This window comes from Brachybacterium sp. AOP43-C2-M15 (assembly GCF_052446295.1).
Taxonomy (GTDB): Bacteria; Actinomycetota; Actinomycetes; order Actinomycetales; family Dermabacteraceae; genus Brachybacterium.
This window is the reverse complement of the sequence record NZ_JBQSWB010000001.1, coordinates 154,994-178,603: the sequence shown is the minus strand read 5'-3', so window position 1 is coordinate 178,603 and position 23,610 is coordinate 154,994. Positions and strand designations below refer to the sequence as shown.

At 72.0% G+C, this 23,610-nt stretch carries 20 protein-coding genes; 18 read left to right on the top strand and 2 right to left on the bottom strand.

Going from position 1 to position 23,610, the window contains the following annotated elements:
* The first annotated feature begins 56 nt into the window (after positions 1–56).
* The 4 genes from ACT3SP_RS00760 to ACT3SP_RS00745 all read left to right on the top strand — a co-directional run bounded on the left by ACT3SP_RS00760 (position 57) and on the right by ACT3SP_RS00745 (position 4,102).
* Positions 57–1,064: a siderophore ABC transporter substrate-binding protein gene (locus ACT3SP_RS00760; protein ID WP_444585320.1), complete on the top strand. Its 1,008-nt coding sequence runs from the start codon at positions 57–59 to the stop codon at positions 1,062–1,064.
* Positions 1,065–1,189: 125 nt separating this feature from the next.
* A complete protein-coding gene (locus ACT3SP_RS00755) occupies positions 1,190–2,191 on the top strand; it encodes an ABC transporter permease (protein WP_444585319.1) in 1,002 nt (333 codons plus the stop codon).
* Complete coding sequence (locus ACT3SP_RS00750; RefSeq protein WP_444585318.1) at positions 2,184–3,341, top strand: iron chelate uptake ABC transporter family permease subunit; 1,158 nt, start codon at positions 2,184–2,186, stop codon at positions 3,339–3,341. The genes ACT3SP_RS00755 and ACT3SP_RS00750 overlap by 8 nt, the downstream gene beginning before the upstream one ends.
* Positions 3,338–4,102: an iron ABC transporter ATP-binding protein gene (locus tag ACT3SP_RS00745; RefSeq protein WP_444585317.1), complete on the top strand. Its 765-nt coding sequence runs from the start codon at positions 3,338–3,340 to the stop codon at positions 4,100–4,102. Before ACT3SP_RS00750 ends, ACT3SP_RS00745 begins: the two co-directional genes overlap by 4 nt.
* 59 nt (positions 4,103–4,161) lie before the next feature.
* Here the strand turns inward: ACT3SP_RS00745 and ACT3SP_RS00740 are convergent, their stop codons facing one another.
* Positions 4,162–4,989 (bottom strand): aldo/keto reductase, encoded by an 828-nt coding sequence (locus ACT3SP_RS00740; RefSeq protein WP_444585316.1) that lies wholly within the window; start codon positions 4,987–4,989, stop codon positions 4,162–4,164.
* A gap of 126 nt (positions 4,990–5,115) precedes the next feature.
* Between ACT3SP_RS00740 and ACT3SP_RS00735 the strand changes: the two genes are divergently transcribed.
* Entirely contained in the window at positions 5,116–6,795 is a 1,680-nt protein-coding gene (locus ACT3SP_RS00735) for an MFS transporter (protein ID WP_444585315.1), read from the top strand.
* A gap of 132 nt (positions 6,796–6,927) precedes the next feature.
* Here the strand turns inward: ACT3SP_RS00735 and ACT3SP_RS00730 are convergent, their stop codons facing one another.
* The gene (locus ACT3SP_RS00730) at positions 6,928–7,767 is read right to left on the bottom strand and encodes an aldo/keto reductase (protein ID WP_444585314.1); all 840 of its coding nucleotides are present in this window, start codon (positions 7,765–7,767) and stop codon (positions 6,928–6,930) included.
* Between the two features lie 202 nt (positions 7,768–7,969).
* Between ACT3SP_RS00730 and ACT3SP_RS00725 the strand changes: the two genes are divergently transcribed.
* From ACT3SP_RS00725 to ACT3SP_RS00665, 13 genes are all read left to right on the top strand, one after another.
* Positions 7,970–9,649, top strand: coding sequence for an LssY C-terminal domain-containing protein (locus tag ACT3SP_RS00725; protein ID WP_444585313.1), 1,680 nt, complete (start codon positions 7,970–7,972; stop codon positions 9,647–9,649).
* Between the two features lie 122 nt (positions 9,650–9,771).
* Positions 9,772–11,226 carry an APC family permease gene (locus ACT3SP_RS00720; RefSeq protein WP_444585312.1) on the top strand — a complete coding sequence of 485 codons (1,455 nt, stop codon included), beginning with the start codon at positions 9,772–9,774 and terminating at the stop codon, positions 11,224–11,226.
* A 78-nt stretch (positions 11,227–11,304) separates the two neighbouring features.
* On the top strand, positions 11,305–11,715 hold the full coding sequence (locus ACT3SP_RS00715; protein ID WP_444585311.1) for a universal stress protein: 411 nt from the start codon (positions 11,305–11,307) through the stop codon (positions 11,713–11,715).
* 259 nt (positions 11,716–11,974) lie between these two features.
* Positions 11,975–14,836 carry a hydrogen gas-evolving membrane-bound hydrogenase subunit E gene (gene mbhE, locus ACT3SP_RS00710; RefSeq protein ID WP_444585310.1) on the top strand — a complete coding sequence of 954 codons (2,862 nt, stop codon included), beginning with the start codon at positions 11,975–11,977 and terminating at the stop codon, positions 14,834–14,836.
* Complete coding sequence (locus ACT3SP_RS00705) at positions 14,833–15,309, top strand: sodium:proton antiporter (RefSeq protein WP_444585309.1); 477 nt, start codon at positions 14,833–14,835, stop codon at positions 15,307–15,309. The genes mbhE and ACT3SP_RS00705 overlap by 4 nt, the downstream gene beginning before the upstream one ends.
* Positions 15,306–16,940 (top strand): monovalent cation/H+ antiporter subunit D family protein, encoded by a 1,635-nt coding sequence (locus ACT3SP_RS00700; RefSeq protein WP_444585308.1) that lies wholly within the window; start codon positions 15,306–15,308, stop codon positions 16,938–16,940. The genes ACT3SP_RS00705 and ACT3SP_RS00700 overlap by 4 nt, the downstream gene beginning before the upstream one ends.
* Positions 16,937–17,305, top strand: a complete 369-nt coding sequence (locus tag ACT3SP_RS00695; protein ID WP_444585307.1) for a Na+/H+ antiporter subunit E — start codon at positions 16,937–16,939, stop codon at positions 17,303–17,305. The genes ACT3SP_RS00700 and ACT3SP_RS00695 overlap by 4 nt, the downstream gene beginning before the upstream one ends.
* Positions 17,302–17,559, top strand: a complete 258-nt coding sequence (locus ACT3SP_RS00690; RefSeq protein WP_444585306.1) for a monovalent cation/H+ antiporter complex subunit F — start codon at positions 17,302–17,304, stop codon at positions 17,557–17,559. The genes ACT3SP_RS00695 and ACT3SP_RS00690 overlap by 4 nt, the downstream gene beginning before the upstream one ends.
* Positions 17,556–18,029 (top strand): cation:proton antiporter, encoded by a 474-nt coding sequence (locus ACT3SP_RS00685; protein ID WP_444585305.1) that lies wholly within the window; start codon positions 17,556–17,558, stop codon positions 18,027–18,029. Before ACT3SP_RS00690 ends, ACT3SP_RS00685 begins: the two co-directional genes overlap by 4 nt.
* Positions 18,030–18,056: 27 nt before the next feature.
* Complete coding sequence (locus ACT3SP_RS00680) at positions 18,057–18,959, top strand: PhzF family phenazine biosynthesis protein (RefSeq protein ID WP_444585304.1); 903 nt, start codon at positions 18,057–18,059, stop codon at positions 18,957–18,959.
* Between the two features lie 37 nt (positions 18,960–18,996).
* Complete coding sequence (locus ACT3SP_RS00675; protein ID WP_444585303.1) at positions 18,997–21,171, top strand: dipeptidyl-peptidase 5; 2,175 nt, start codon at positions 18,997–18,999, stop codon at positions 21,169–21,171.
* The gene (locus ACT3SP_RS00670) at positions 21,168–21,695 is read left to right on the top strand and encodes a hypothetical protein (RefSeq protein ID WP_444585302.1); all 528 of its coding nucleotides are present in this window, start codon (positions 21,168–21,170) and stop codon (positions 21,693–21,695) included. Before ACT3SP_RS00675 ends, ACT3SP_RS00670 begins: the two co-directional genes overlap by 4 nt.
* A gap of 70 nt (positions 21,696–21,765) precedes the next feature.
* A complete protein-coding gene (locus ACT3SP_RS00665) occupies positions 21,766–23,601 on the top strand; it encodes a serine hydrolase (protein ID WP_444585301.1) in 1,836 nt (611 codons plus the stop codon).
* Positions 23,602–23,610 lie beyond the last annotated feature (9 nt).

Genomic DNA, 23,610 nt, shown 5'->3' with positions numbered 1-23,610 from the left:
GTCCCCTGGTGCGCCCTGATCGACGGCGCCCGCGCTCGCCGAGAGAAAGACTCGCCATGACCTCCTTCACCCGCCGTGGATTCGGCGCCCTCTCCGCCGTCGGAGCCCTCGGACTGGCCCTCACCGCCTGCGGCGGCAGCGCCTCCGACACCGACGCCGCCGACGTGGAGGCCGCGGACGGCGAGGGCGGGGAGGGGACGATCGAGATCGAGGACAACAACGGCCCCCAGACCGTCCAGGTCCCCCCGGCCTCCGTCGTCGCGACCGACAACCGCACCTTCGAGACCCTCGCAGACTGGGGCGTCACCCTCACCGCCGCGGCCCGCGCGCTGATGCCCAGCACCAACCCGATGCGGGACGACGAGTCCATCATCGACCTGGGCAACCACCGCGAGCCCGACCTCGAGGCCGTGGTCGCCGCCGAGCCCACCCTCATCATCAACGGCCAGCGGTTCTCGCAGTACCACGACGACTTCGTGAAGTACGCGCCCGACGCCACCGTCCTCGAGCTCGATCCCCGGGACGACGAGCCCTTCGCCGAGGAGCTCAAGCGCCAGGTCTCCGCGCTCGGACAGATCTTCGGCAAGGAGAGCGAGGCCGAGCAGCTCGGCGCCGACCTCGACGCCGCGATCGAGCGCGTGAGCGCCGCCTACGACGGCTCCTCCACCGTCATGGCCGTGAACACCTCCGGCGGCGAGATCGGCTACATCGCCCCCGGTCAGGGTCGTGCCCTGGGATGGACCTTCGACGCGCTCGGCTTCGTCCCCGCGCTCGAGGTCGAGGGCGCCAGCGACGACCACGAGGGTGACGACATCTCCGTCGAGGCCATTGCCGACTCGAACCCGGACTGGATACTGGTGATGGACCGCGATGCGGCCGTCTCCGCCGACGATCCGGAGTACAAGCCCGCCAACGAGCTGCTGGACTCCTCGGAGGCGCTCGCGGGCGTCACCGCGGTCGCCGAGGGCAACGTCGTCTACATGCCCGCGGACACGTACACCAACGAGTCGATCCAGACCTACACCGAGTTCTTCAACGAGCTGGCCGACGCGCTCGAGGCCTGAGCCACGACCGCCCACGCGGCCCGCCGCGCGGAGGTCCGGACCTGCCCGGGTCCGCCCGCCGCGCGGCGCGCCGCTGATCGGGGTCCGGCTCACCTCACCGCCGTCGGCCCCACCCAGGAGTCCTGATGTCCACTCCCGCCCTCGCCACGGAGGCGCCCCCGCAGGGGAGCCGACGGCGTGAGCACCTGGTCGACGGCAAGCTGCTGATCGGCATCGTGCTGGTCGCGCTGCTGCTGGTCGCCTCGCTGCTGACCGGGGTGTACGACGTCTTCGGCGCCGAGGACGGCGCCCAGATGTTCGCCATCACCCGCATCCCCCGCACCGTCGCGCTGGTCCTGGCCGGCGCCGCGATGGCGATGTCGGGGCTGATCATGCAGCTGATGACGCAGAACCGCTTCGTCGAACCCTCCACCACGGGCACCACCGAGTGGGCCGGGCTGGGCCTGATCCTGGTGATGGTCCTCGCCCCCGGCGCCGGGCTGCTGACCCGGATGACGGTCGCGATCATCTTCTCCTTCGTGGGGACGATGGTGTTCTTCCTGTTCCTGCGGAAGGTGACGCTGCGCAGCTCCCTGATCGTCCCGATCATCGGGATCATGCTGGGCGCCGTCGTCGGCTCCGTCTCCACCTTCGTCGCACTCCAGTTCGACGCCCTGCAGAACCTCGGGGTCTGGTTCGCCGGCTCCTTCACCTCGGTGCTGCGCGGCAACTACGAGGTGCTGTGGATCGTGCTGCTGGTGGGGATCGCGGTGTTCGTGGTCGCGGACCGGCTCACCGTGATCGGCCTCGGCCAGGACATCGCCACCAACGTCGGCGTGAACTACCAGCGAGTGCTGCTGCTGGGGACCGGCCTGGTCGCGATCGCCACCGGCGTGGTCACCGTGGTGGTGGGCAACCTGCCGTTCCTGGGGCTGATCGTCCCCAACGTCGTCTCGCTGATCCGCGGCGACGACCTGCGCTCGAACCTGCCCTGGGTGTGCCTGCTGGGGATCGCGATCGTCACCGTCTGCGACCTCATCGGACGCCTCGTCAACATGCCCTTCGAGGTGCCGGTCTCGCTGATCCTCGGCATCGTCGGCGCCGTCGTGTTCATCCTCCTCCTGGTCAGGCAGCGCCGTCATGGCTGAGCGCACCCGCACCCCGCAGCGCGTCCTGAGCGCGCAGGGCCAGCGGCGCCTCGTCCCCGCCGAGGAGGCGGCCCTCGCGCCGACGATCAGCACCTCGCCCGCCGACCTCGTCGAGGAGCTCGAGACGCTCGGAGCGCCCCAGCGTGTGCGCACCAGCGCCGGGGCGTTCCCCGATGCGCGCTCCCGTCGGCGCTACTGGATCATCCTCGGCGCCCTGGCGGTGCTCGCCGTCGGCTTCGGCGCCGGGCTGCTCGCGATCGACAACCCCATGCCCGCCGGGTCGCGCGGCTTCTGGCTCATCGCCGAGATGCGCGCGACCTCGCTGGTGGTGATGGCGGTGGTCGCGTTCTGCCAGTCGATCGCGACGATCACCTTCATGACGGTCACGAACAACCGCATCATCACGCCCTCGATCATGGGCTTCGAGTCCCTGTACACGGTCATCCAGACCACTGCCGTCTACGTGCTCGGCGTGGCCGGGGTGGTCGCCCTGCAGGGCACCGGCCAGTTCCTGCTGCAGGTCCTCGCGATGGTGGGGCTCTCGGTGCTGCTCTACGGCTGGCTGCTGCGCGGGAAGTACGCGAACATCCAGGTGATGCTGCTGGTGGGCATCATCATCGGCGGCGGCATGGGCGCGGTCTCGACCTTCATGCAGCGCCTGCTGAGCCCGAGCGAGTTCGACGTGCTCAGTGCGCGGCTGTTCGGCTCGGTGACCAACGCGAGCTCCGAATACCTGCCCTACGCGATCCCGATGGTCCTGGTGGCCGGAGCGCTGATCTGGGCCAACGCCCGCAGGCTCAACGTGATCTCGCTGGGGCGCGACGTCTGCATCAACGTCGGGGTCGACCACGGCCGCCAGACCATCTACATGCTCGTCCTGGTCTCGATCCTGATGGCGGTCTCGACCGCCCTCGTCGGCCCCATGACCTTCTTCGGCTTCCTGGTCGCGACCCTGACCTTCCAGCTCGCCGGGACCCACGACCACCGTCGGCTGCTGCCGATCGGCGTGCTCACGGGCTTCGTGGTGCTGGCCGGGGCGTACTTCGTGATGAACCATGTGTTCTACGCGCAGGGGGTCGTGTCCATCATCATCGAGCTCGTCGGCGGGACCGTGTTCCTCGTCGTCATCATGCGGAAGGGGCGGCTGTGATCACCATCGATGCCGTGCGCAAGCAGTACACCTCGGTCTCCGGGACCGTCGAGATCGGTCCGCTGGACCTCGAGATCCCCTCCGGCGGGGTGACCGCGCTGGTGGGGCCCAACGGCGCCGGGAAGTCGACCCTGCTGACGATGGTGGGCCGGCTGCTGGGGATCGACGAGGGCGCCATCGAGGTGGCCGGCTACGACGTCTCCTCCACCGCCTCCAAGGACCTGGCGAAGATCCTCTCGGTGCTGCGCCAGGAGAACCATTTCATCACCCGGCTCACCGTGCGCCAGCTGGTGGGCTTCGGCCGCTTCCCCTACTCCCAGGGCCGCCTGACCCGCCTGGACGAGCAGAAGATCTCCGAGGCGATCGACTTCCTGGACCTCGACGACCTCGAGGACCGCTACCTCGACCAGCTCTCGGGCGGCCAGCGGCAGCGCGCCTACGTCGCGATGGTGCTCGCCCAGGACACCGAGTACGTGCTGCTCGACGAGCCGCTGAACAACCTCGACATGCGCCACAGCGTCCAGATGATGGGCCGCCTGCGCGACGCGGCGCGGCAGCTGGGGCGCACCATCGTGGTGGTGCTGCACGACATCAACTTCGCCGCCCACTACGCGGACCACATCATCGCGATGAAGGACGGCGGCGTGGTCGAGGCCGGCCCGGTCGCGGAGATCATGGACGGCACGGTGCTCACGCGCGTCTTCGACACCCCGGTGCAGGTCATCGACGGGCCGACGGGCCCGCTCGCGGTGTACTACTGAGTCGCTGCCCGGTCTCGCTGCCCGGTGTCGCGGCCCGGCGTCGCGCCGCGGGGCGGGACTCACCGGGTCGCGGGGTCCGCTCCGCCGCGGCCGTCGGGCCGGTCCAGGTCGTCGATCGCGGCGAGCTCCTCGGCCGTGAGCGTCAGCTCCGCGGCGGCGAGGTTCTCCACGATGCGCGAGGGCGTGACCGACTTCGGGATGGTCACGAGGCCGTGCGCCAGGTGCCAGGCGAGCACCACCTGCGCGGGGGAGGCGTCGTGCGCCGCCGCGACATCGGTGATCGCCGGGTTCTCGAGCAGATCGGACTTCCCCTGCCCGAGCGGCCCCCAGGACTCGGTGACGATGCCGTGCCGTGCGTGGAACTCCCGCAGCTCCCGCTGCTGGAAGTAGGGGTGCAGTTCGATCTGGTGGACCGCGGGGGCCACGCCGGTGGCGTCGATCGCCTCCTCGAGCTGGGGGAGCGGGTAGTTCGCGACCCCGATGGAGCGGGCGAGGCCGCGCTCGCGGATCTCGATCAGGGCCCGCCAGGCCTCGACGTACCGGCCCTGCGAGGGCGCGGCCCAGTGCACGAGGTACAGGTCGACCTGGTCCAGGCCCAGCCGGTCCAGGGACGCCTCGCAGGCGGCGATCGCGTCGTCGTGCGCGTGCGCGTCGTTCCACAGCTTGGTGGTGACGAACAGGTCCTCGCGCGGCACCGCGGCGTTGCGCAGGGCGCGACCGACGCCCTCCTCGTTGTCGTAGCGGGTGGCGGTGTCGACGTGCCGGTAGCCCGCGGCGAGGGCGCGATCGGTGACGTCGGCCGCGATCTCGTTCTCGACCAGGAACACTCCGTAGCCGAGCTGCGGGATCGTGGTCCCGTCGGGAAGGGGCAGGGCGGGGACGGGCATCGGGGCTCCTCGTGGTCGGGGCCTCCAGCCTAGGGCCACGGGCTCGCCCGAGCCGCGGCGGGCACGTCCCGGGGATCGACCGTTCGGACGATCCCAGGAGATGACACCGCGTCATATCGTGGGGTCATGACGAACACGCGCCTCCTCCCCGGCGGTGCGACCTCCCGGGCCGCCTCCGCGACAGATCCCACTCCCGACCCCGCCGCCGATCCCCGGCGCTGGAAGGCCCTCGGCGTGCTCGCCGCGGGACTGGCCCTGATCGTGATCGACGGCTCGATCGTCGCGGTGTCCCTGCCCGCGATCATCACCGATCTCTCGCTGGATCTCGCCGACGCCCAGTGGGTCACCACCAGCTACGCGGTGGTGCTCTCGGCCCTGCTGCTGATCTCCGGCCGCGTGGGCGACCGCCTGGGCCGCCGCCGCCTCTTCCTCGCGGGCGTGCTCGTGTTCGTGGCCGCCTCGGTGCTCGCCGCCCTCGCGAGCGGGGCCGGGTCGCTGATCGCCGCCCGCCTGCTGCAGGGCGTCGGCGGTGCCCTGATCCTGCCCTCGACCCTCTCGACCGTGAACGCCACCTTCCGCGGGACGGAGCGGGCGGCGGCCTTCGGCGTCTGGGGTGCCGTGATGGCAGGTGCCGCAGCCCTCGGCCCGCTGCTGGGCGGATGGCTCACCAGCTCCTTCTCCTGGCCCTGGATCTTCCTGGTCAACGTCCCGATCGGCCTCGCCGTGGTCGGCGGCACCCTCGCCTGGGTGGGGGAGACGCGCGAGGTGCCGCGGGAGATGACGGACCGCTCCGCCGCGCGCTCCCGGTCGGACGTGCTCGGCGCGGTCCTCAGCGCCCTCGCCCTCGGCAGCCTCGTGTTCGCCGTGATCGAGGCGGGCACCCTCGGCTGGTGGACGCAGGTGGAGCCGCTCACGATCGGCGGCCTCACGGTGAGCCTGCCCGGCGACCTCTCCGTGGTCCCGCCGCTGCTGCTGGCCGGTCTCGCGCTGCTGGGCGCGTTCCTGGGGTGGGAGCGCCGTCGCACCGCCGCGGGACGGGAGGTGCTGCTGGACCTGACGCTGTTCCGCCTGCCGGCCTTCGCCTGGGGGAACCTCACGGCGGGGACCGTCGCCATCGGCGAGTTCGGGCTGCTGTTCGTGCTGCCGCTGTACCTGGTCGACGTGCTGGCCCTGGGAACCCTCCAGGCGGGCCTGGTGCTCGCCGCGATGGCGGGCGGCGCCTTCGCCTCGGGCACCGCAGCCCGTCATCTCTCGGCACGGATCGGGGCCCCCGGCACCGTGCTGGCGGGCCTCGTCCTCGAGGTGGCCGGGGTGGGGGTGCTGGCCCTCACGCTCGGGCCGGCCACCTCGATCCCGCTGATCGTCGGGGTGCTCGTGGTCTACGGGCTGGGTCTGGGGCTCGCCTCGGCGCAGCTGACCTCGACGGTGCTGGCGCCCGTGCCCGTCGAGCAGTCCGGGCAGGGATCCGCGACCCAGTCGACCGTGCGCCAGCTCGGCACGGCGCTCGGCACCGCGATCTCGGGGGCGCTGCTGGCTGCAGGGCTCGCGACCCGCGCCGACGCCCTCACGGGCGAGGCCGCAGGGCTCGGGCGGGCGATGACGGACTCCGCCGGAGCGGTCCTCCCGCAGCTGCGGGCCCAGGGCACCGACGCCGGCACCCTCGACCAGCTCGGGACGCTCTTCGCCGACGGCACGCGGATCGCGCTGCTCGGCTCCGCCGGGTTCCTGCTGCTGGGGCTGCTGGGGGCCCTGCTCGTCGCCCGGGCCGCGCGTCGGACCCCGAGCCGCCGCACTCCGACACGCTGAGGAACGGGCTCGGCCCGGTTCCCGCAGGGGAGCCGGGCCGAGCCCGTCGGCCTGTCCGGCCGGTGGTGGGTCCTGGTCGGCGGGACCCGGTCAGCAGCGACTGCTCAGCCGCGGCTGCTCAGCAGTGCCTGCTCAGAAGTCGCAGGTCTGCGGGTCGCCGCCGATGCGACCGTCGGCCCGGTCCAGGGCGTCGATCTTCGCGATCTCGCCCTCGGTGAGCGTCAGCTCCGACGCCTGCAGGTTCGAGACGATCCGCTCCGGGGTGACGGACTTGGGGATCACCACGAAGCCCTTGGCGAGGTGCCAGGCGATGATGACCTGTGCGGGGCTCACCTGGTGCGCCTCGGCGATCTCGCGGAGGACGGGCTCGTCGAGGTCGCTGCCCCCGCCGCCCTGGCCGAGCGGGGACCAGGACTGGTGGAGGATCTCGTGGGCGGCCTCGACCTCGCGCAGCTCGGTCTGCTGGAAGCTGGGGTGGGTCTCGACCTGGTGGATCACGGGGGTCACGCCGGTGGCCTCGATGATCTCCTCGAGCTCCGCCTTGGGGAAGTTCGAGACGCCGATCGAGGTCGCCTTGCCGCTCTTCTGGATCTCGATGAGCGCCTTCCAGGCCTCGAGGTACCGGCCCTGGATCGGCTTGGCCCAGTGGATGAGGTACAGGTCCACGTGATCGAGGCCGAGCTTCTCGAGCGAGGTGTCGATCGCGGCGAGGGCGTCGTCATGGGCGTGGGAGTCGTTCCACAGCTTGGTGGTCACGAAGATCTCCTCGCGCGGCACGCCGGAGGCGCGGATCGCCCGGCCCACGCCCTCCTCGTTGCCGTAGACGGCGGCGGTGTCGATGTGGCGGTAGCCGGCGCGCAGCGCCTGCTCGACGACGTCGGCCGCGACGTCGTTCTCGACCTGCCACACGCCGTAGCCGAGCTGGGGGATCTCCTGGCCGTCGTGGAAGCGGACAGCGGGAATGCTCGTCATCGTTTGACTCCTTCGGTGGGGAACCCGTCGAGACTACGGCCGACGGGCCCGGGCCGCCGCGTCGGTTCGCCGAGGGCGCACAGACGGGCCCGCCGCGTCCCTGTGAGCCGCGACCCTGTGAGCCGCGACCGGTGGGCCGCGACCGGTGGGCCGCGCCCTCTACGATGGGGTCCATGACGTCGTGGACCTCGGAGCGCGGCCGGTGACGCCGGCACGTGAGGCGCGCCTGTCGCCCCTGGACCGCCCGGTCCCCGTCGAGCCCCCCGTCTACGACCACGAGCGCGGGCACACCGCGCGGGGTCGCCGGTTCGAGCTCTACGCCCTGCTGGACAACCTCTTCATCGCCGCGGGCGTGGTGGTCTCGATCTGGCTCGCCCTGCTGTACCTCGTCGAGGGCTTCTCGCTGACCCCGGTGCGGCTGCTGTACCTGCTGGGCTTCTGGGTCCTGCTGACCTACATCACGCTGCCCCGCCTGCACCAGCTGATGACCTGGATCTACCTGCCCGACTACTTCTTCGGCCGCACCCGCACCACCGAGGGCGTGCTCTCCGACCCGATCAACATCGCCCTCGACGGCCCCGAGCGCGACCTGCACGTGGCGATGCGGCGCGCCGGCTGGGTGCTGGCCGAGGAGCGGACCCTCGCCTCGGCCTGGTCGATGGTGCGCTCGACCCTGCTGCGGCGCTCGTACCCGGCCGCGCCCGTCTCGGACCTCTACCTGATGGGCAGGCGCCACGACTTCACCTACCAGCAGGAGGTGGGCGGCACCACCACGAAGCGCCACCACGTGCGCTTCTGGCGGATGCCTCCGGACTTCGTGCTGCCGGGCGGGTACCGCACCGACTGGCTCGCGGCGGGCACCTACGACCGCGCCGTCGGCTTCTCCTTCTTCACCCTGCAGATCACCCACCGCATCGACGAGAACATCGACGTCGAGCGCGACTACCTGGTGGACACGGTGCGCTTCGCCGACCCGGAGGTCGAGATCGAGGTGATCGAGGAGTTCTCCACCTCCTACCACGACCGCAACGGGCAGGGCGACCGGTTCCGCACGGACGGGGACCTGCCGGTGATCGACGTGGCCGGGGCCGCGGCCCGCTCCGACGGGGCGAGCGCGATGATGCTCTCGCGCCATCGGCCGACGGGCACCTCGGTGATGAAGTCCCGTGCCCGCGCGGCCACCCAGTCGGCGCTGGCGGCGGCACGGCTGGGCGGCGGGGCCGGGCGCCGCGTCGAGGTGGCCGACGAGCTGACCGCCCAGTGGCACGGCACGGTCGACGACTTCCACGAGGTGATCGCGCGGGCCGCCGACCACCATCTGCCGCCGCCCACCGTCGTCTTCACGGGGCTGCTGGTGCTGCTCCAGACCGTGCTGGTCGCGGTGCAGTGGGGGGCTCGTCTGAGCGGTGAGGACCTCGTCTCCCGCGTCCCCGACATCGCCCTGCTGCTGCCCGGCGAGGAGCAGCTGCTGCCGTCGACCGCCTTCGCGGTGGTCCTGCTCCTGCTGCAGATCGGGGTGCTGCGTCGCAGCCGCTGGGCGCGGATCGCCCTGATGGGACTGTTCACGGCCGACGCCTTCGCCCGCCTCGTGGTCGCCACCTCGATGGTCGGCGACGTCGCCCACTCCCTGCTGGTCGGGGCCGGGGCCTCCGCGCTGGGCGTGATGGCGATCAGCTCCGACGCCTCCCGGCAGTGGGTGCAGACCCTGCGCCTGGACTCCCACGACGCCGACGCCGACGCCGACGCCGATGCCGAGACAGTGGAAGCCGGGGTCGGGGAGGAGCGCGGGGAGTCCGCCTCGGAGCCGGGCCGCGGCCCGTCCTCGGAGCCCGTCCACGACGCGGTCCTCGCCGATGGCGCGGCGCGCGATCGCACGCCGTGAGGCGCGTCACCGAGGGGTAGAGTTCCTCCACCGTCGTGCGGATCCCCGCGGCAGCCGGCCCCTCTGCGGGCCCGGGCCGCTCCCCTCGACGGTCTCCTGTCCCCTTCCCTGGGAGGATCCTCATGAGCGAGACCCACGAGACCGCTCCTGCCGCGCCCGACGACATCGAGGACGACGGCCAGCCGGCGCTGAAGAAGGCGATCACGCCCAAGCTCCTGCTGCTGTTCATCGTCGGTGACATCCTCGGCACCGGCGTCTACTCCCTGACCGGCCGGGTCGCCGGCGAGGTGGGCGGCGCCGGCTGGGTGCCGATCATCATCGCCTTCGCCGTCGCGATGGTCTCGGCGCTGTCCTATGTGGAGATGGTGACGAAGTACCCGCAGGCCGCGGGAGCCGCCCTCTACGTGCACAAGGCCTTCGGCATCCACTTCGTGACCTTCATGGTCACCTTCGCGGTGCTGTCCTCGGGCATCACCTCGGCCTCGACCAGTGCGATCTTCCTGGCGGAGAACGTGCTCAAGGCCTTCTCCCTGGAGGAGTCCCTCGGCGACGCCGCCTCCCCGCTCGCCACCACGATCGCCCTGGTCTTCCTGGCGCTCGTGGCCCTGATCAACCTGCGCGGCGTCTCCGAGTCCGTCAAGGCCAACGTGGTGCTGACCGTCATCGAGCTCACCGGCCTCGCGCTGGTGATCGTGGTGGGGTTCCTCGCGGTGGGCCGCGGCCAGGCGGACCTCTCGCGGGTCGTGCTCTTCGAGACCCAGGACGAGAAGGGCATGTTCATGGCGATCATCGGGGCGACCGCCCTGGCGTTCTTCTCGATGGTCGGCTTCGAGGACTCGGTGAACATGGCCGAGGAGACCGTCGACCCGGTCAAGAACTTCCCCAGGGCGCTCATCACCGGCCTGTCCATCACCGGCGTGATCTACGTGCTCATCTCGATCCTCGCGGTCGCGGTGGTGCCGATCGGCCGGCTCACCGAATCCACCACCCCGCTGCTCGAGGTGGTGAAGGTCGGCGCGCCGGGCATCCCGATCGACACGATCTTCGCGTTCATCTCGATCTTCGCGGTCGCGAACACGGTGCTGATCAACATGATGATGGCCTCCCGCCTGCTCTACGGCATGGCGAAGCAGGGCGTGCTGCCCGGCTTCCTCAAGGGTGTCCTGCGGGGCCGGCGCACCCCGTGGTCCGGCATCGTCTTCTCCACCGTGCTGGCCGCCGTCCTCGTGCTCTCGGTGCGCTACGTGCTCGCCGAGGGGACGATCGCCGCCCTGGGCGGAACCACCGCGCTGCTGCTGCTGGCGGTGTTCGGGATGGTCAACATCTCGGTGATGGTGCTGCGCAGGGACACGGTCGACGTGCCGCACTTCCGCACCCCGACGGTGCTGCCGATCATCGGCGCGATCACCTCCTTCGCCCTGATCTCGCCGCTCGCGCAGCCCAGCCAGAACTACGTGATCGCCGGTGGCCTGCTCGGGATCGGACTGATCCTGTACGTGATCACCTGGTCCTACAACAGGGCCGTGCGCGCCCGTCGGACCCGGTTCCGCCATCCCGACGAGCTGGGCAAGGACTGATCCGCCGCGGCGGCCGCCGCAGTCCGTGCCCGGCGCAGCCGGACCCGTCCCCACCACCCGCTGATCGAGGGAGATCCCATGACCACCGTCCTGCTGGCCTACGTCCCCAGCGCCACCAGCGAGGCCGCCCTCGCCTTCGCCGTGAAGGAGGCGGAGCGTCGCGGCGACTCGCTGCTGGTGCTCGCCTCCGAGCGGGCGCCCGACCCCCGCAAGGCCCGCGGCGTCACTGACCGGCGTCCGCTCGACGAGCGGCTGGAGGAGACCGGGCTCGAGTACGAGCTGCGCACCGTCCCCAAACGCGACGACCCCGCCGACGACATCCTCGACGCCGTCGAGCACGACGACGTGAGCCTCGTGGTGCTCGGCATCCGCAAGCGCACCCCGATCGGGAAGATCCTGCTGGGCTCGACCTCCCAGCGCGTGGCGATCGAGTCGCCGGTCCCCGTGGTGCTCGTCAAGCCCGAGGGGTTCGTGGCGCCGACGCGCTGAGGACCTCTGCCGCCGTCTCGTGCTGCGGGGCCCGTCCCTCCGGGCTCCGCGGCGACGCCGCCCGGAACTCGGAAGGGCGGGATGCTCAGCGGTTCCCAGCTGTTAGTCTCCTCGCAATGGTGTGCCGGGAAGTCTGGTCGGCGATGGATGACGCTCTGCCCGCCGACGAGAGGAACGCCGTGCCCCACCGAGTCTCCGGTCCCCTCCCGCGGCCGCGATCTGCCGCCGCGCCGGGGTCCCTGCTCCGAGGTCCCGCCCTGTGAGCGTTCTGGGCGCGGTGATCGCAGCGTGGCTGATCGTCCCGCTCTCACCGCTGGCCACCAGGGTGTTCGGCCGCTTCGCCGGCTGGCCGCTCGCCGCCCTGATGCTGGTCCCCCTGGGGCTGCTCGCCGGGGCGCGGATCACCGGTGAGGGCCTGACCTTCGCCGTTGCGTGGATCCCGACGATCGACGTCCACCTCCGGCTGCGACTGGACGGCCTCTCCCTGCTCTTCTCGCTGCTGGTGCTCGGCATCGGCGCCGTCGTGCTCGTCTACTCCAGCTCCTACCTGCGCAGTCCGCGCTCGCCCGGCTTCTACGCGCTGATGACCGGCTTCGCCGCCTCCATGCTCACCCTGGTCGTCGCGGACGACATGGTGCTGATGTTCGTGTCCTGGGAGTTCACGACCCTCTGCTCCTACCTGCTGATCCTCCGCTCCGGCCCCCAGGCCAAGGGGCCCGCCACCCGCACCCTGCTGGTCACCGTCGGCGGTGGTCTGAGCCTGCTCGGGGCGGTCGCGCTGATCATCGCCACCACCGGCACCACGCATCTCACAGCGGCCCTGCAGCACGAGGCCTGGTCGACGGATCCGGTGTTCGCGACCACAGCTGCCGCCCTCGTCGCCGTCGCGGCGATGACGAAGTCCGCCCAGTTCCCCTTCCACTCCTGGCTCCCCGACGCGATGGTGGCGCCGGCCCCGGTCTCCGCGTACCTCCATGCGGCGGCGATGGTGAAGGCCGGCATCTACCTGCTGCTGCTGTTCGCCCCGGCCGCCGCGCACTCCGCGCTGTGGCCCGTCGTGCTGATCTCCGTCGGGCTCCTCACCTCGGTGATGGGGGGCGTGTTCGCGCTCGCCCAGGACGACATCAAGAAGCTCATGGCCTACTCCACGGTCAGCCAGCTCGGGCTGATCGTTGCCGTGATCGGCGTGGGCACCGACGCGGCGATGATCGCGGCCTCGGCGCACGTCCTCGCGCACGCGCTGTTCAAGGCGGCCGGGTTCATGGCCGTCGGCATGATCGAGAAGCGCACGGGCACCCGTGACCTGCGGGAGCTGCGAGGCCTGTGGCGGACGATGCGGCTGGAGATGGTCCTGCTGATCCTGGCGCTCGCGAGCATGGCCGCCGTGATCCCCACCTTCGGCTTCGTCTCCAAGGAGCTGATCCTGGAGGCGTTCCTGCACTCGCCGTGGGGCGAGGGGACCTCGTGGATGCTCGCGCTGGTCGTGGCCGGAGGTGCGGTGTTCACGGTCGCGTACAGCGCGCGCATGGTCCTGCCCGTCCTCGGTGGGGAGCGGATGACGGTGGCGCCGCGCCGCGAGTACGCGGCGATGACGTTCACTATCGGCCTCACGGCTCTGCTCGGGACGGTCGGGGGCCTCGCCATCGGGCTCCTCTCGCCGATCGTGCACCCGGCGGCGGCCGCCGCCTCGCCGCAGGGCGGGCTCGAGCTGCCCGGGCTGCACCTGTGGCACGGCCTCACCGCGGCGCTGCTGCTGTCGGCGGCGACCTGGGTGCTCGGCGGCGCGGTCGCGGTGATCCACGGCCGACGCCTGGCCGCCGGAGCCGCGGTCCCGACGTTCCCGGTGCAGGGCACCGCCGTGGTCCAGGGAGTGCACGACGGGATCATCCGCCTCGGGCACCGCGTGGGCGGACTGACGCGGTTCGACTCGACGGCGGGGCAGCTCGCGATCCCTCTGACCATCATCGGCTCCTCGGTGCTGGTGGCCCCGCTGCTGTGGCGCGGCATGCCGCCGTTCCACTCCGTGACGATCCACGACCTGCTGCTGACCGTGATGCTCGCCGTCGGTCTGGTCGCCGTCATCGGGTCCGTCCGCCGCCTCACCGCGGTGGTCTCGGCCAGCATCATCGGCTTCGGTGTGGTGCTGTGGTTCTTCGTGCTCGGCGCCTCCGACGTCGCGATGACCCAGCTGACCGTCGAGATCCTCACCGTGGTGGTGATGGTGCTGGTGGTGCGCCGCATGTCGACGAGGTTCCCCCGGACCTCCCGCTCACGCTCCGTGGCCGCCGCGGTCGCCGCGGTCCTGGTCGGCTCCGCGGCGACCCTCGCGACCCTCGTCTTCACCGGCCACCGCGACCTCTCGACGGTCGGTGAGTACTTCCTGCGGGAGGCGGAGGAGCTCACCGGCGGCACCAACGTGGTCAACACGATCCTGGTCGACTTCCGTGCGCTGGACACCTTCGGCGAGATGGTCGTGCTCGCGCTGGCATCGGTCTCGCTCACCGCCCTGCTCCAGGCGCGTCCGCTCACCGAGGGGCCGCCCGCCCGGACCCCGAACGAGAGGCTCGCGGACCCGGTCCTGAACTCGGTCTTCCTGCGGGTCGCAGGCAGAGTGCTGATCCCGGTGATGGTGGTCGTCTCCATCATCGTGCTGCTGCGCGGGCACAACGCCACCGGGGGCGGCTTCATCGCCGCGCTCATCGGCGCCGGGGTGATCGGGTACGTGTACCTCGCCGCGCCGAGCGACGCGGTGCGGGCGCTCCGCCTGCCCTACCTGGGCATCGCGGGAGCGGGCATCGTCGTCGCGGCGGTGACGGGACTGGTGGGCGTGGCGCTCGAGGGCTCGTTCCTCCGCGCCGTCCACGCGGACATCCTCGGGTACCACTTCACGACCGCCCTCGTGTTCGACCTCGGCGTCTACCTCGCGGTGCTCGGGGTGATCCTCGGCGCCGTCAGCCGGCTCGGCACCGGCGAGGGGAGCGATTCCCGATCCGAGGTGCGGTCCGAGGTGCGGGAGGGCGCCGTGGAGGAGGCGGAGAGCACCGGCGGGCAGCCCGCGACCGCGTCGCCACCGGGTCGCGACGCCGACCGCCGCCCCGCGCAGGAGGTGGAGGGACGATGATGCTCGCCCTGTCCATCGGCCTGCTCATCGGCGGAGCGACCTTCCTGATGCTGCAGCGCGACCGCTTCCGGGTCGTGCTGGGGTTCGTGCTGCTCAGCCACGGAGTGAACCTGCTGCTGTTCGCCACCGGTGGCACGGAGCGGCGCGGGGAGCCGCTCGGCGGCGACCTCGATCCGAGCACGACGGCCGACGCCCTGCCGCAGGCCTTCGTGCTCACCGCGATCGTCATCTCCTTCGCGATCACCATCTACCTGCTGATCCTCGCGGTGACCGGACGCTCCGACCCCCCTGAGGACGATCACGGAGCCTTCCGACCCGTGGACCACGACGGCGGCGCACGGAGCGGGGAGCACCCGCTCGACGAGAGCGCGAACCCGTACGAGGCGGCCGGGACCGACGCGGGGCACAGCGACGCCGGACGCCCCGACGCCGGACACCCCGAGGCAGGACACAGCCAGGAGGAGGCGCGATGACGTTCGAGACGATGCTTCCGCTGCTCGTCGGGGGCCCCATCGGGATGGCGGGCGTCGCGATGATCCTGCGCCGCTCGGTGCGGGTCTCCTCGGCGCTGCTGATCGGGTCCCTGCTGGCGCTGCTGGCCGGGGCGATCGGGCTGGTCGTGATGACGGCCGACGGGTCGGTGATCGCCCATCAGGTGGGACTGTTCGTCCCGGGCGTGGCGATCCCGTTCGCAGTGGACCCCTTCAGCGCGCTCGTGCTGACGGTCGCCGTGTTCCTGACCCTGGTCAGCGTGATCTTCGCCCTGCAGGTGGGCACCGGGCGCGACCCGCTGTTCGCGCCGCTGGTGCTGGTGCTGATGGGGGGCGTCAACGGCGCCTTCCTCACCGCCGACATCTTCAACATGTTCGTGTTCATCGAGGTCATGCTGCTGCCGTCCTACGGACTGCTGATCCTGGCGGCGAAGGGCCGCGGCACCCTCGCCTCCGTGGTCGGCTCCCGGCTCTACGTGACCGTGAACCTGTTCATCTCGACGCTGTTCCTGGCGGGCGTGGGTCTCGTCTACGGGGTGACCGGCACCGTGAACCTGGGCCGGCTCGCCGGAGCGGCGAGCGAGTCCCCGCTGGTGGCGGCCGCCATGGCCGTGGTCCTGTTCGCTCTCATGATGAAGGCGTCCGTCGTGCCGGTCCACGGATGGCTGGCCCGGTCCTATCCCGCCACCTCCCCGGCCGTCACCGCCATGTTCTCCGCCCTGCACACCAAGGTGGCGATCTACGCGATCTACCGCCTGTACGCGGTGGTCTTCGAGGGCGACGACCGGTACCTGTGGATCGGCGTGGCGCTGTTCTCCGCCACGATGCTCATCGGGGTGCTCGGCGCCGTCGGCGAGAACCGCATGCGCTCGATCCTCGCGTTCCACATGGTCAGCCAGATCGGCTACATCCTGCTGGGCGTCGCCCTGTTCACCCAGGCAGGACTCACGGCGGGCATCGCGTACCTGCTGCACCACATGATCGTGAAGTCGGGCCTGTTCCTGTCCGTCGGCGCGATCGAGCACACCCACGGCACGGACACGCTCGCGGATCTCACGGGGCGATTGCGTGCCGAGCCGCTGCTCGCCCTGGCCTTCGCCGCCACCGCGATGTCCCTGGCCGGGCTGCCGCCCTTCTCGGGCTTCTTCGCGAAGTTCTCCCTCATCCTCGCCTCCGTCGAGGCCGGGCAGGTGGTCGCCGCGGTGATCGCCCTCCTGGTCAGCCTCATCACCCTGCAGTCCATGCTGAAGATCTTCAACGTCGGCTTCGCCCCGACCGTCGCCGGGCCGGAGAAGGGGACCCCGGCGGCCGCCGCGCTCGCGAGCGAGGTGAGCGAGGGCGGCGGGAGCGGCGCGACGCAGGGGAGCACCTCCCCGCTCGCCGACGCCGCCGGGCGCGCCGCCGCGGCGCCCCGGGCAGCCGCCTCGCCCACGGGCATCGTCGTGGACCCGGACAGTGCGCCGAAGGTGCCTGCGGTGTGGGCGATCCCGGCGCTCATGCTCGGGCTGTGCACTCTGGGCCTGGGCCTCGGTGCGGGGCTCCTGCTCGGGCTGTCGGAGACGGCGGCCCTCGGCCTGCTGGACATCTCGACCTACGTGGAGGCGCTGTCATGATCCTCTCCGTCCTCAGCCTCCCGGTGCGCGTGGTCGCCTTCACGATCTGGTTCCTGGCAGAGATCGTGAAGACCTCGTGCACCGTGATGTGGGATGCGATCCGGCCGGGCTCGGACGCCACCCCGAGGGTGGTCCGGATGCCCGTCGGCACCGACCCGGACTGGCACGTCACCCTCATCAGCATGCTGATCACCCTCACGCCCGGCACGCTCACCCTCGGGGTCGCCCCGCCGGAGGACGGCGAGGGGAGGGCCCTGATGGTCCACGCGATGTACTTCCCGGACAACCCGTCGGCGGTCTCCGACCTGGACTCCATGTACCGACGGATGCAGCGCGCCGTCACCGTGGCAGGGGGCGCCCGATGATCCTCCTCGACATCGCCATCGGGGGCTGCGTGATCGCCCTGCTGATCGCGGCGCTGCGGATCATCCGCGGGCCGACGCCGGCGGACCGGGTGGTCGCGGCGGACCTGCTGACCTTCTCCGTGGTGGGTCTGATCGCCCTGATCGGCACGCGCCTGGCCAGGGAGGGCACCTTCGATCTGGTGCTGATCGCGACGCTGGTGTCGTTCCTCTCCGCGATCTCCCTGGCCCGCGCACTCTCGAGGGGGCGTCGATGAGCATCTCGGAGATCATCGGCGGCGTGCTGGCCGTCCTCGGCTCGCTGGTGTTCATCGCCGCGGCCCTGGGCCTGTCCCGGTTCCCGGACCCCTACATGCGCAACGCTGCCGTGGGGACGGTCGCGGGCCTCGGCATCGCCCTGGTCACCCTGGGAGCGGCGATCGTGCATCCCAAGGTCGGGACGATCGCGATCGCGCTCCTCGCGATCGTGCTGCAGCTGATCACCTCGGCGCTGGGAGCGATGCTTGTGGGCCGGGCCGCGGTCAACTCCCACCATCAGTTCTGCCCCGAGACCGACACCACCGACCTGGGGTGGGTGCCGAGGATCGGCGACGAGGACTCGGAGGCCCCGAGCGGCCTGCAGGAAGCGGAGGCCGCGAACGGCCTGCAGGAAGCGGGGGCCGGCACCGACCGGGCCCGCGGCCGGGACGGGAAGAGGCCCGGCCGGGAGGATCCGCCGAGGCGATGAGGCCGGGGCGGTGGGAGGATGACCGATGTGACCACCTCTCCCCGCTCCCGCCGGTTCCTCCAGCTCGACGTCTTCGCCGATCAGCCGCTGCGGGGGAACCCCCTCGCGGTGGTCCTCGACGCGGAGGACCTGGGCGAGGAGGACATGCAGCGCCTCGCGCGGTGGACGAACCTCTCCGAGACCACCTTCCTGCTGCCGCCCACCCGTGAGGGCGCGGACTACCGGGTGCGGATCTGGACCCCGTCGGGCGAACTGCACTTCGCCGGGCATCCGACCCTCGGCACGGCCCGTTCCTGGCTGCACGCGGGGGGCGTGCCGGCGGGGGAGCGGATCGTCCAGGAGTGTGCGGCGGGCCTGGTCGAGGTCAGGGTCGAGGAGGGCGCCCACCTGGCCTTCGCGGCCCCTCCGCTGCTCCGCAGCGGCCCTCTGGAGGAGGCCGACGTCGCGCAGCTCGCCGCTGCGATCGGCGTGGACCGCGAGGCGGTGATCGGACACTGCTGGGCGGACAACGGCCCGGGCTGGCGGGTGCTCGAGCTGGGCTCCGACGCCGAGGTGCTCGCGCTCCGCCCGGACGCGGCGGCGCTCGGGGACGCGAAGCTCGGCGTGGTCGGCCGGTGCCCGCGGCCCGACCCGGATCTCGCCGCGCGCTCCGTCGGCGCCGCGGCCGACACACCCCTGTACGAGGTGCGCGCCTTCACCCTCCGCGGGGTCGAGGACCCGGTCACGGGGAGCCTGAACGCCGGGATCGCCCAGTGGATGCTCTCCCGCGGCGAGGTGCCCTCCCGCTGGACCGCCGCGCAGGGCACGGTGCTGGGGCGCGAGGGCCGGGTCGCGGTGGAGGTCGAGAGGAGCCCGGGGGCCGACGCACCGGCGACCGTCTGGATCGGCGGCTCCACGGTGCTCACCGTCGAGGGCACGATCCTGCTCTGAGCCACGCCCGGCCCCTGCAGTGCCTACCCTTGCCCCTATGGTGACGACTCTGCCCTACGGCTCCTGGCCCTCGCCCATCACCGCCGAGCTCCTCGCGACCGGCGGCACCCGACTCGGCGCTCCGCGTCCTGTCGGCGACGCCGTGTGGTGGACGGAGGGCATCGCCACCGAGGGCGGCCGCCAGGCGATCGTGCGCACCCCGGGCCCGGTGGAACTCCCGCCATCGGACGACGCGGCCACGGCGCTCGCGCCGGCTGCGCCGGTCACCGTGCTGCCCGCCCCCTACAACGCCCGCTCGCGGGTCCAGGAATACGGCGGAGCCAGCTGGACCATCGTGCCCGAGCAGGCACCCGCTGCCGTGCCGGACGGGACCGACCGCTCGCCCCTGGTCGTCTTCGTGAACTTCGAGGACCAGCGGGTCCACGCTCTCCGCGAGGGCGAGGTCCCACGCCCGCTCACCCCCGTCGGCCCCGAGGTCGACAGCGCCCAGGGACCCTCCCTGCGCTGGGCGGATCCCACCCCGGTGGCCCTCGCCGACGGCACCACCGAGGTGTGGTGGATCTGCGAGGACCACACCGGCGGCGCGGAGGGGCCGCGGACGGATCCGGACGGCGCCCCGCACATCGAGCGGTACGTCGTCGCCGTGCCCCTGGACGGCTCCGCCGCCGAGGACCCCTCCGCCCTGCGCCGCGTCACCCCGTCCTCCCGCTTCGTCGCCCACCCCCGGGTCAGCCCCGACGGCAGCCGCATCGCCTGGATCAGCTGGGAGCATCCGCAGATGCCGTGGGACGGGACCGAGCTGCACCTCGCGCCGCTCATGAACGGCAGCGCGGGGGAGGGCGAGATCCTCGCCGGCGGCACCGACGTCTCGGTGCTGCAGCCCGAATGGCTCGACGACGAGCGCCTGATGTTCGTCTCCGACGCCTCCGGCTGGTGGAACCCCTGGGTGTGGTCGCAGGCCGACGGGGCCCGCCAGGTGCTCGAGCTCGACCAGGAGTTCGCCGGCCCCATGTGGGAGCTCGGGACCACCTGGTACCAGGTGCTGGACCCGGACCTCGTGCTCGTCCGGTACGGCCGCGCCGCGACCGCGCTGGGCCTGCTGCGGCCGAGCACCGGCGAGATCGCACCGCTGGACTGCCCGCTCACGCAGATCGGCACCGCCGTGCTGCGGGAGGACGGGCTGCTGGTGCTCGCCGGCGCCTCCCCGACCGAGTTCGGAGCCGTCCAGGTCGCGCGCCTGGACCTCGGCGGTGCCGGCACCGACCCGTCGGCCCCGACGCTCTCCCCGCCGACCCTGCTGCGCTCCTCCCGCAGCGACGCGCCGGACCCCTCGCTGCTCCCGTTCGGCGAGAGCATCGAGGTGCCGCGGCCGGACGGCGGCGTGGTCCACGCGATCGTGCACCGCCCCCGCCAGGAGGGCTTCGCGGGCCGGGAGGGGGACCTGCCGCCCTTCATCGCGCAGGTCCATGGCGGCCCCACCGCGCACGTCCCCCCGGTACTGTCCCTGCCGGTGGCCTACTACACCTCCCGCGGCCTCGGCGTGGTGGTGGTCAACTACGGCGGCTCCAGCGGCTACGGGCGCGAGTACCGGGACCGTCTGCGCGGCCAGTGGGGCGTGGTCGACGTCGAGGACACCGTCGCGGTGATGGAGCACCTGGTCGCCGAGGGGATCGCCGACGGGAAGCGGCTCGCGATCGAGGGCGGCAGCGCCGGCGGCTGGACCACGCTCGCGTGCCTGACCCGCACCGACGCCTTCGCCGCGGGGGTCTCCAGCTTCGGCGTCGCCGAGCTCGAGCAGTTCCGCCAGGACACTCACGACTTCGAGTCGCGGTACATCGACGGCCTGGTCGGCCCCTATCCCGAGCGACGCGACCTGTACGTCGAGCGGGCCCCGCTCAGCCATGTCGACGAGCTCGAGGTGCCGGTGCTGCTGCTGCAGGGCGACGAGGACCGGATCGTCCCGCCCAGCCAGTCCGAGCTGTTCCGGGACGCGCTCGCCGCCAAGGGCATCCCGCACGCCTACCTCCTGTTCGAGGGGGAGCAGCACGGCTTCCGACGGGCGGAGACGATCATCCGCGCCATCGAGGCCTCGCTGTCCTTCTACGGGCAGGTGCTCGGGTTCAGCCCGGCCTGCGTGCCGGTGCTGGAGCTGAATCGGGACCGGCGCGATCCCCGAGCGGATGTCCCGGCCCGAGAGGGAGATCGCGGATGAGCTCGCCGAGCGCGGCACGACCGCGGATCCACCCCCGGGCCCAGCCCGTGCGACCGGCGATCGCGCTGGTGGTGGTCTCGGTGGTCTCCGCGGTCCTGATGGCGCTCTCGTACCTGGCCGAGCTGCTCCTCGGGGACGGCGTCGTGCAGCAGATGCTCTCCGGGGACCCGACCGCGACCGTGGCCCTGCTGATGGTCCTGGCGCTGGTCTTCGTCGCGCTCGCGCTCGGCCTCGGCCTGGCCGGCTTCATCCTGTCCGTCGTGGTGGCGGTCAAGGGCGACGGGAAGCTCCGGCTGGGGGCGGTGATCATGCTCATCGCCTCCGCGGCCGGGATGGTCGTCTCGTTCACTGTCTCCGGGGACCCTGCGGCGTTCTCGGACGCCGCGGTCGCGATCTCGAACGCCTTCTCGCTCCTCGACGCGGTGGTTGAGGTGCTCCGGGTGCTCGGGATGCTCGCCGGGGTGGTGGTCCTGGTGCTCGGGATCCGGGAGGTCCAGCGGGAGCGGGCCGACCAGCCGCTGTGACGGTTGCCACATCCGTCGGCTGCTCGTACGGTGGTCGACGGCGCGCGCCGCGCCGAAGCGAAGGAGCTCCATGGATCCCCGAATCACCCGTCGGACCGGACTGACCGCGACCGCGCTCGCCGCCGCCGCAGGCGCCGTCGGCCTCCCCGCCGCCGCCCACGCGATGGGCGACCCCGCACCCCACAAGGACCGCCCCTCGACCCGCTCGGCCCGGTCCGCGCCGAGCTGGCGACCGGGCGGTCCGCACCGGCACCCCTGGGACCGCCGCGGCTCCGCGAGGACGCTGCAGGAGGTCGCTCCGGCCGACGTCGGCCTGGACCCCGAGGTGCTCGAGCAGCTGCCCGGCATCCTGCGCGCGGGCCTGGAGTTCGACCCGCCCCGCTTCGCCGGCGCCTCGCTGCTGATCGCCTCGCAGTCCGGGATCGCCTACGAGCACGCCGACGGCTACGCGCTGCGCTGGCAGGACGCCTCCACCGAGCTGCCCGAGGACCAGTGGGTCCCCGCCCGCACCGACACCCTCTACGACCTCGCCTCGATCTCGAAGATCTTCACCGCCACCGCGGTCATGCAGCACGTCGAGAAGGGTCTGCTGGGCCTCGAGGACCTCGTCGCCGACCACCTCCCGCGCTTCGCCGAGAACGGGAAGGGCGAGGTCTCCGTCCAGCACCTGCTCACCCACGTCGGCGGCCTCCCGCCGTTCATCAATCTCTACTCCGCCTTCCCGGACGTGCCCTCGCGGATCGACGCCGTGCTCACGGTCGCCCCGACCGCCCCGCCCGGAACCGAGTACGTCTACAGCGACCTGGGCCTGATCACGCTGGGCCTGATCGTCGAGAAGCTCTCCGGCCAGGGCCTGGACGAGTACGTGCGCGAGCACATCACCGCGCCGCTGGGCATGGAGGAGACCATGTACAACCCGCCGTCGGAGCTGCAGGACAGGATCGCGGCGACGGAGTACGTCGAGTACTACGGCCGCCTCGTGCACGGCCACGTCCACGACGAGAACGCCTACTCCCTCGGCGGCGTCGCCGGGCACGCCGGAGTGTTCTCCACCGCCCGCGACCTGACGGTCTTCGCGCAGATGTTCCTCGGCGGCGGCCGCTACGGCGACGCCCGGATCCTCGACGCCGCCACCGTCGAGGCCATGTACACCGACCGCATCGCCGAGATCACCGGCGTGAGCGGCGCCCGCCGCGGTCTGGGCCCCGAGCTCGAGGCGTGGTTCTACCACGCGGGCCTGACCAGCCCCTACAGCGGGACCCACACCGGCTTCACCGGCACCTCGCTGGTGATCGACCCGCTCACCGAGACCGTGGTCGTGCTGCTGACGAACTCCGTGCATCCCACCCGCGAGTGGTCCACCACCTCGGTCACCCGACGCGAGGTCTCCACCTGCGTGGCCCATGCGCTGGGGCTGGTCCCGGAGGGGCTGCGGTCGGGATGGCACGCCGGGAGCGAGGACGACACGACCGCCACGCTCGAGACCGCCGTGGAGCTCGACGCCCGCGCCCCCGAGCTGCGGATCGACCTGTTCGCCCACCTCGAGACGGCCTACGACGTGCTCACCGTCGAGGCATCCGCGGACAGCGGGGCGACCTGGGCCCCGCTCGTCGGCCACCTCGAGGCGAAGCACCAGGAGAGCGTGGAGGTGCCTGACGGCCGGATCACCGGCTGGGGCCGACGGGTCGCCTGGACCGGCGTGTTCCCCCTGGTCGACGCCGATCAGGCGGTGCTCTACGGGGAGGTGCAGCTGCGGCTGTCGCTGACCACCGACGGCAGCACCCGCGGGCTGGGTGCCTGGGTGGGCCGGCTGCGGGTGCTCGACGGCCGACGGGACCTGTTCGACACGGACCGCGCCGAGGACCGCGAGCTGGTGGTCGCCGACGGGTGGACCGTCGGGGAGTGAGCCCGGGGG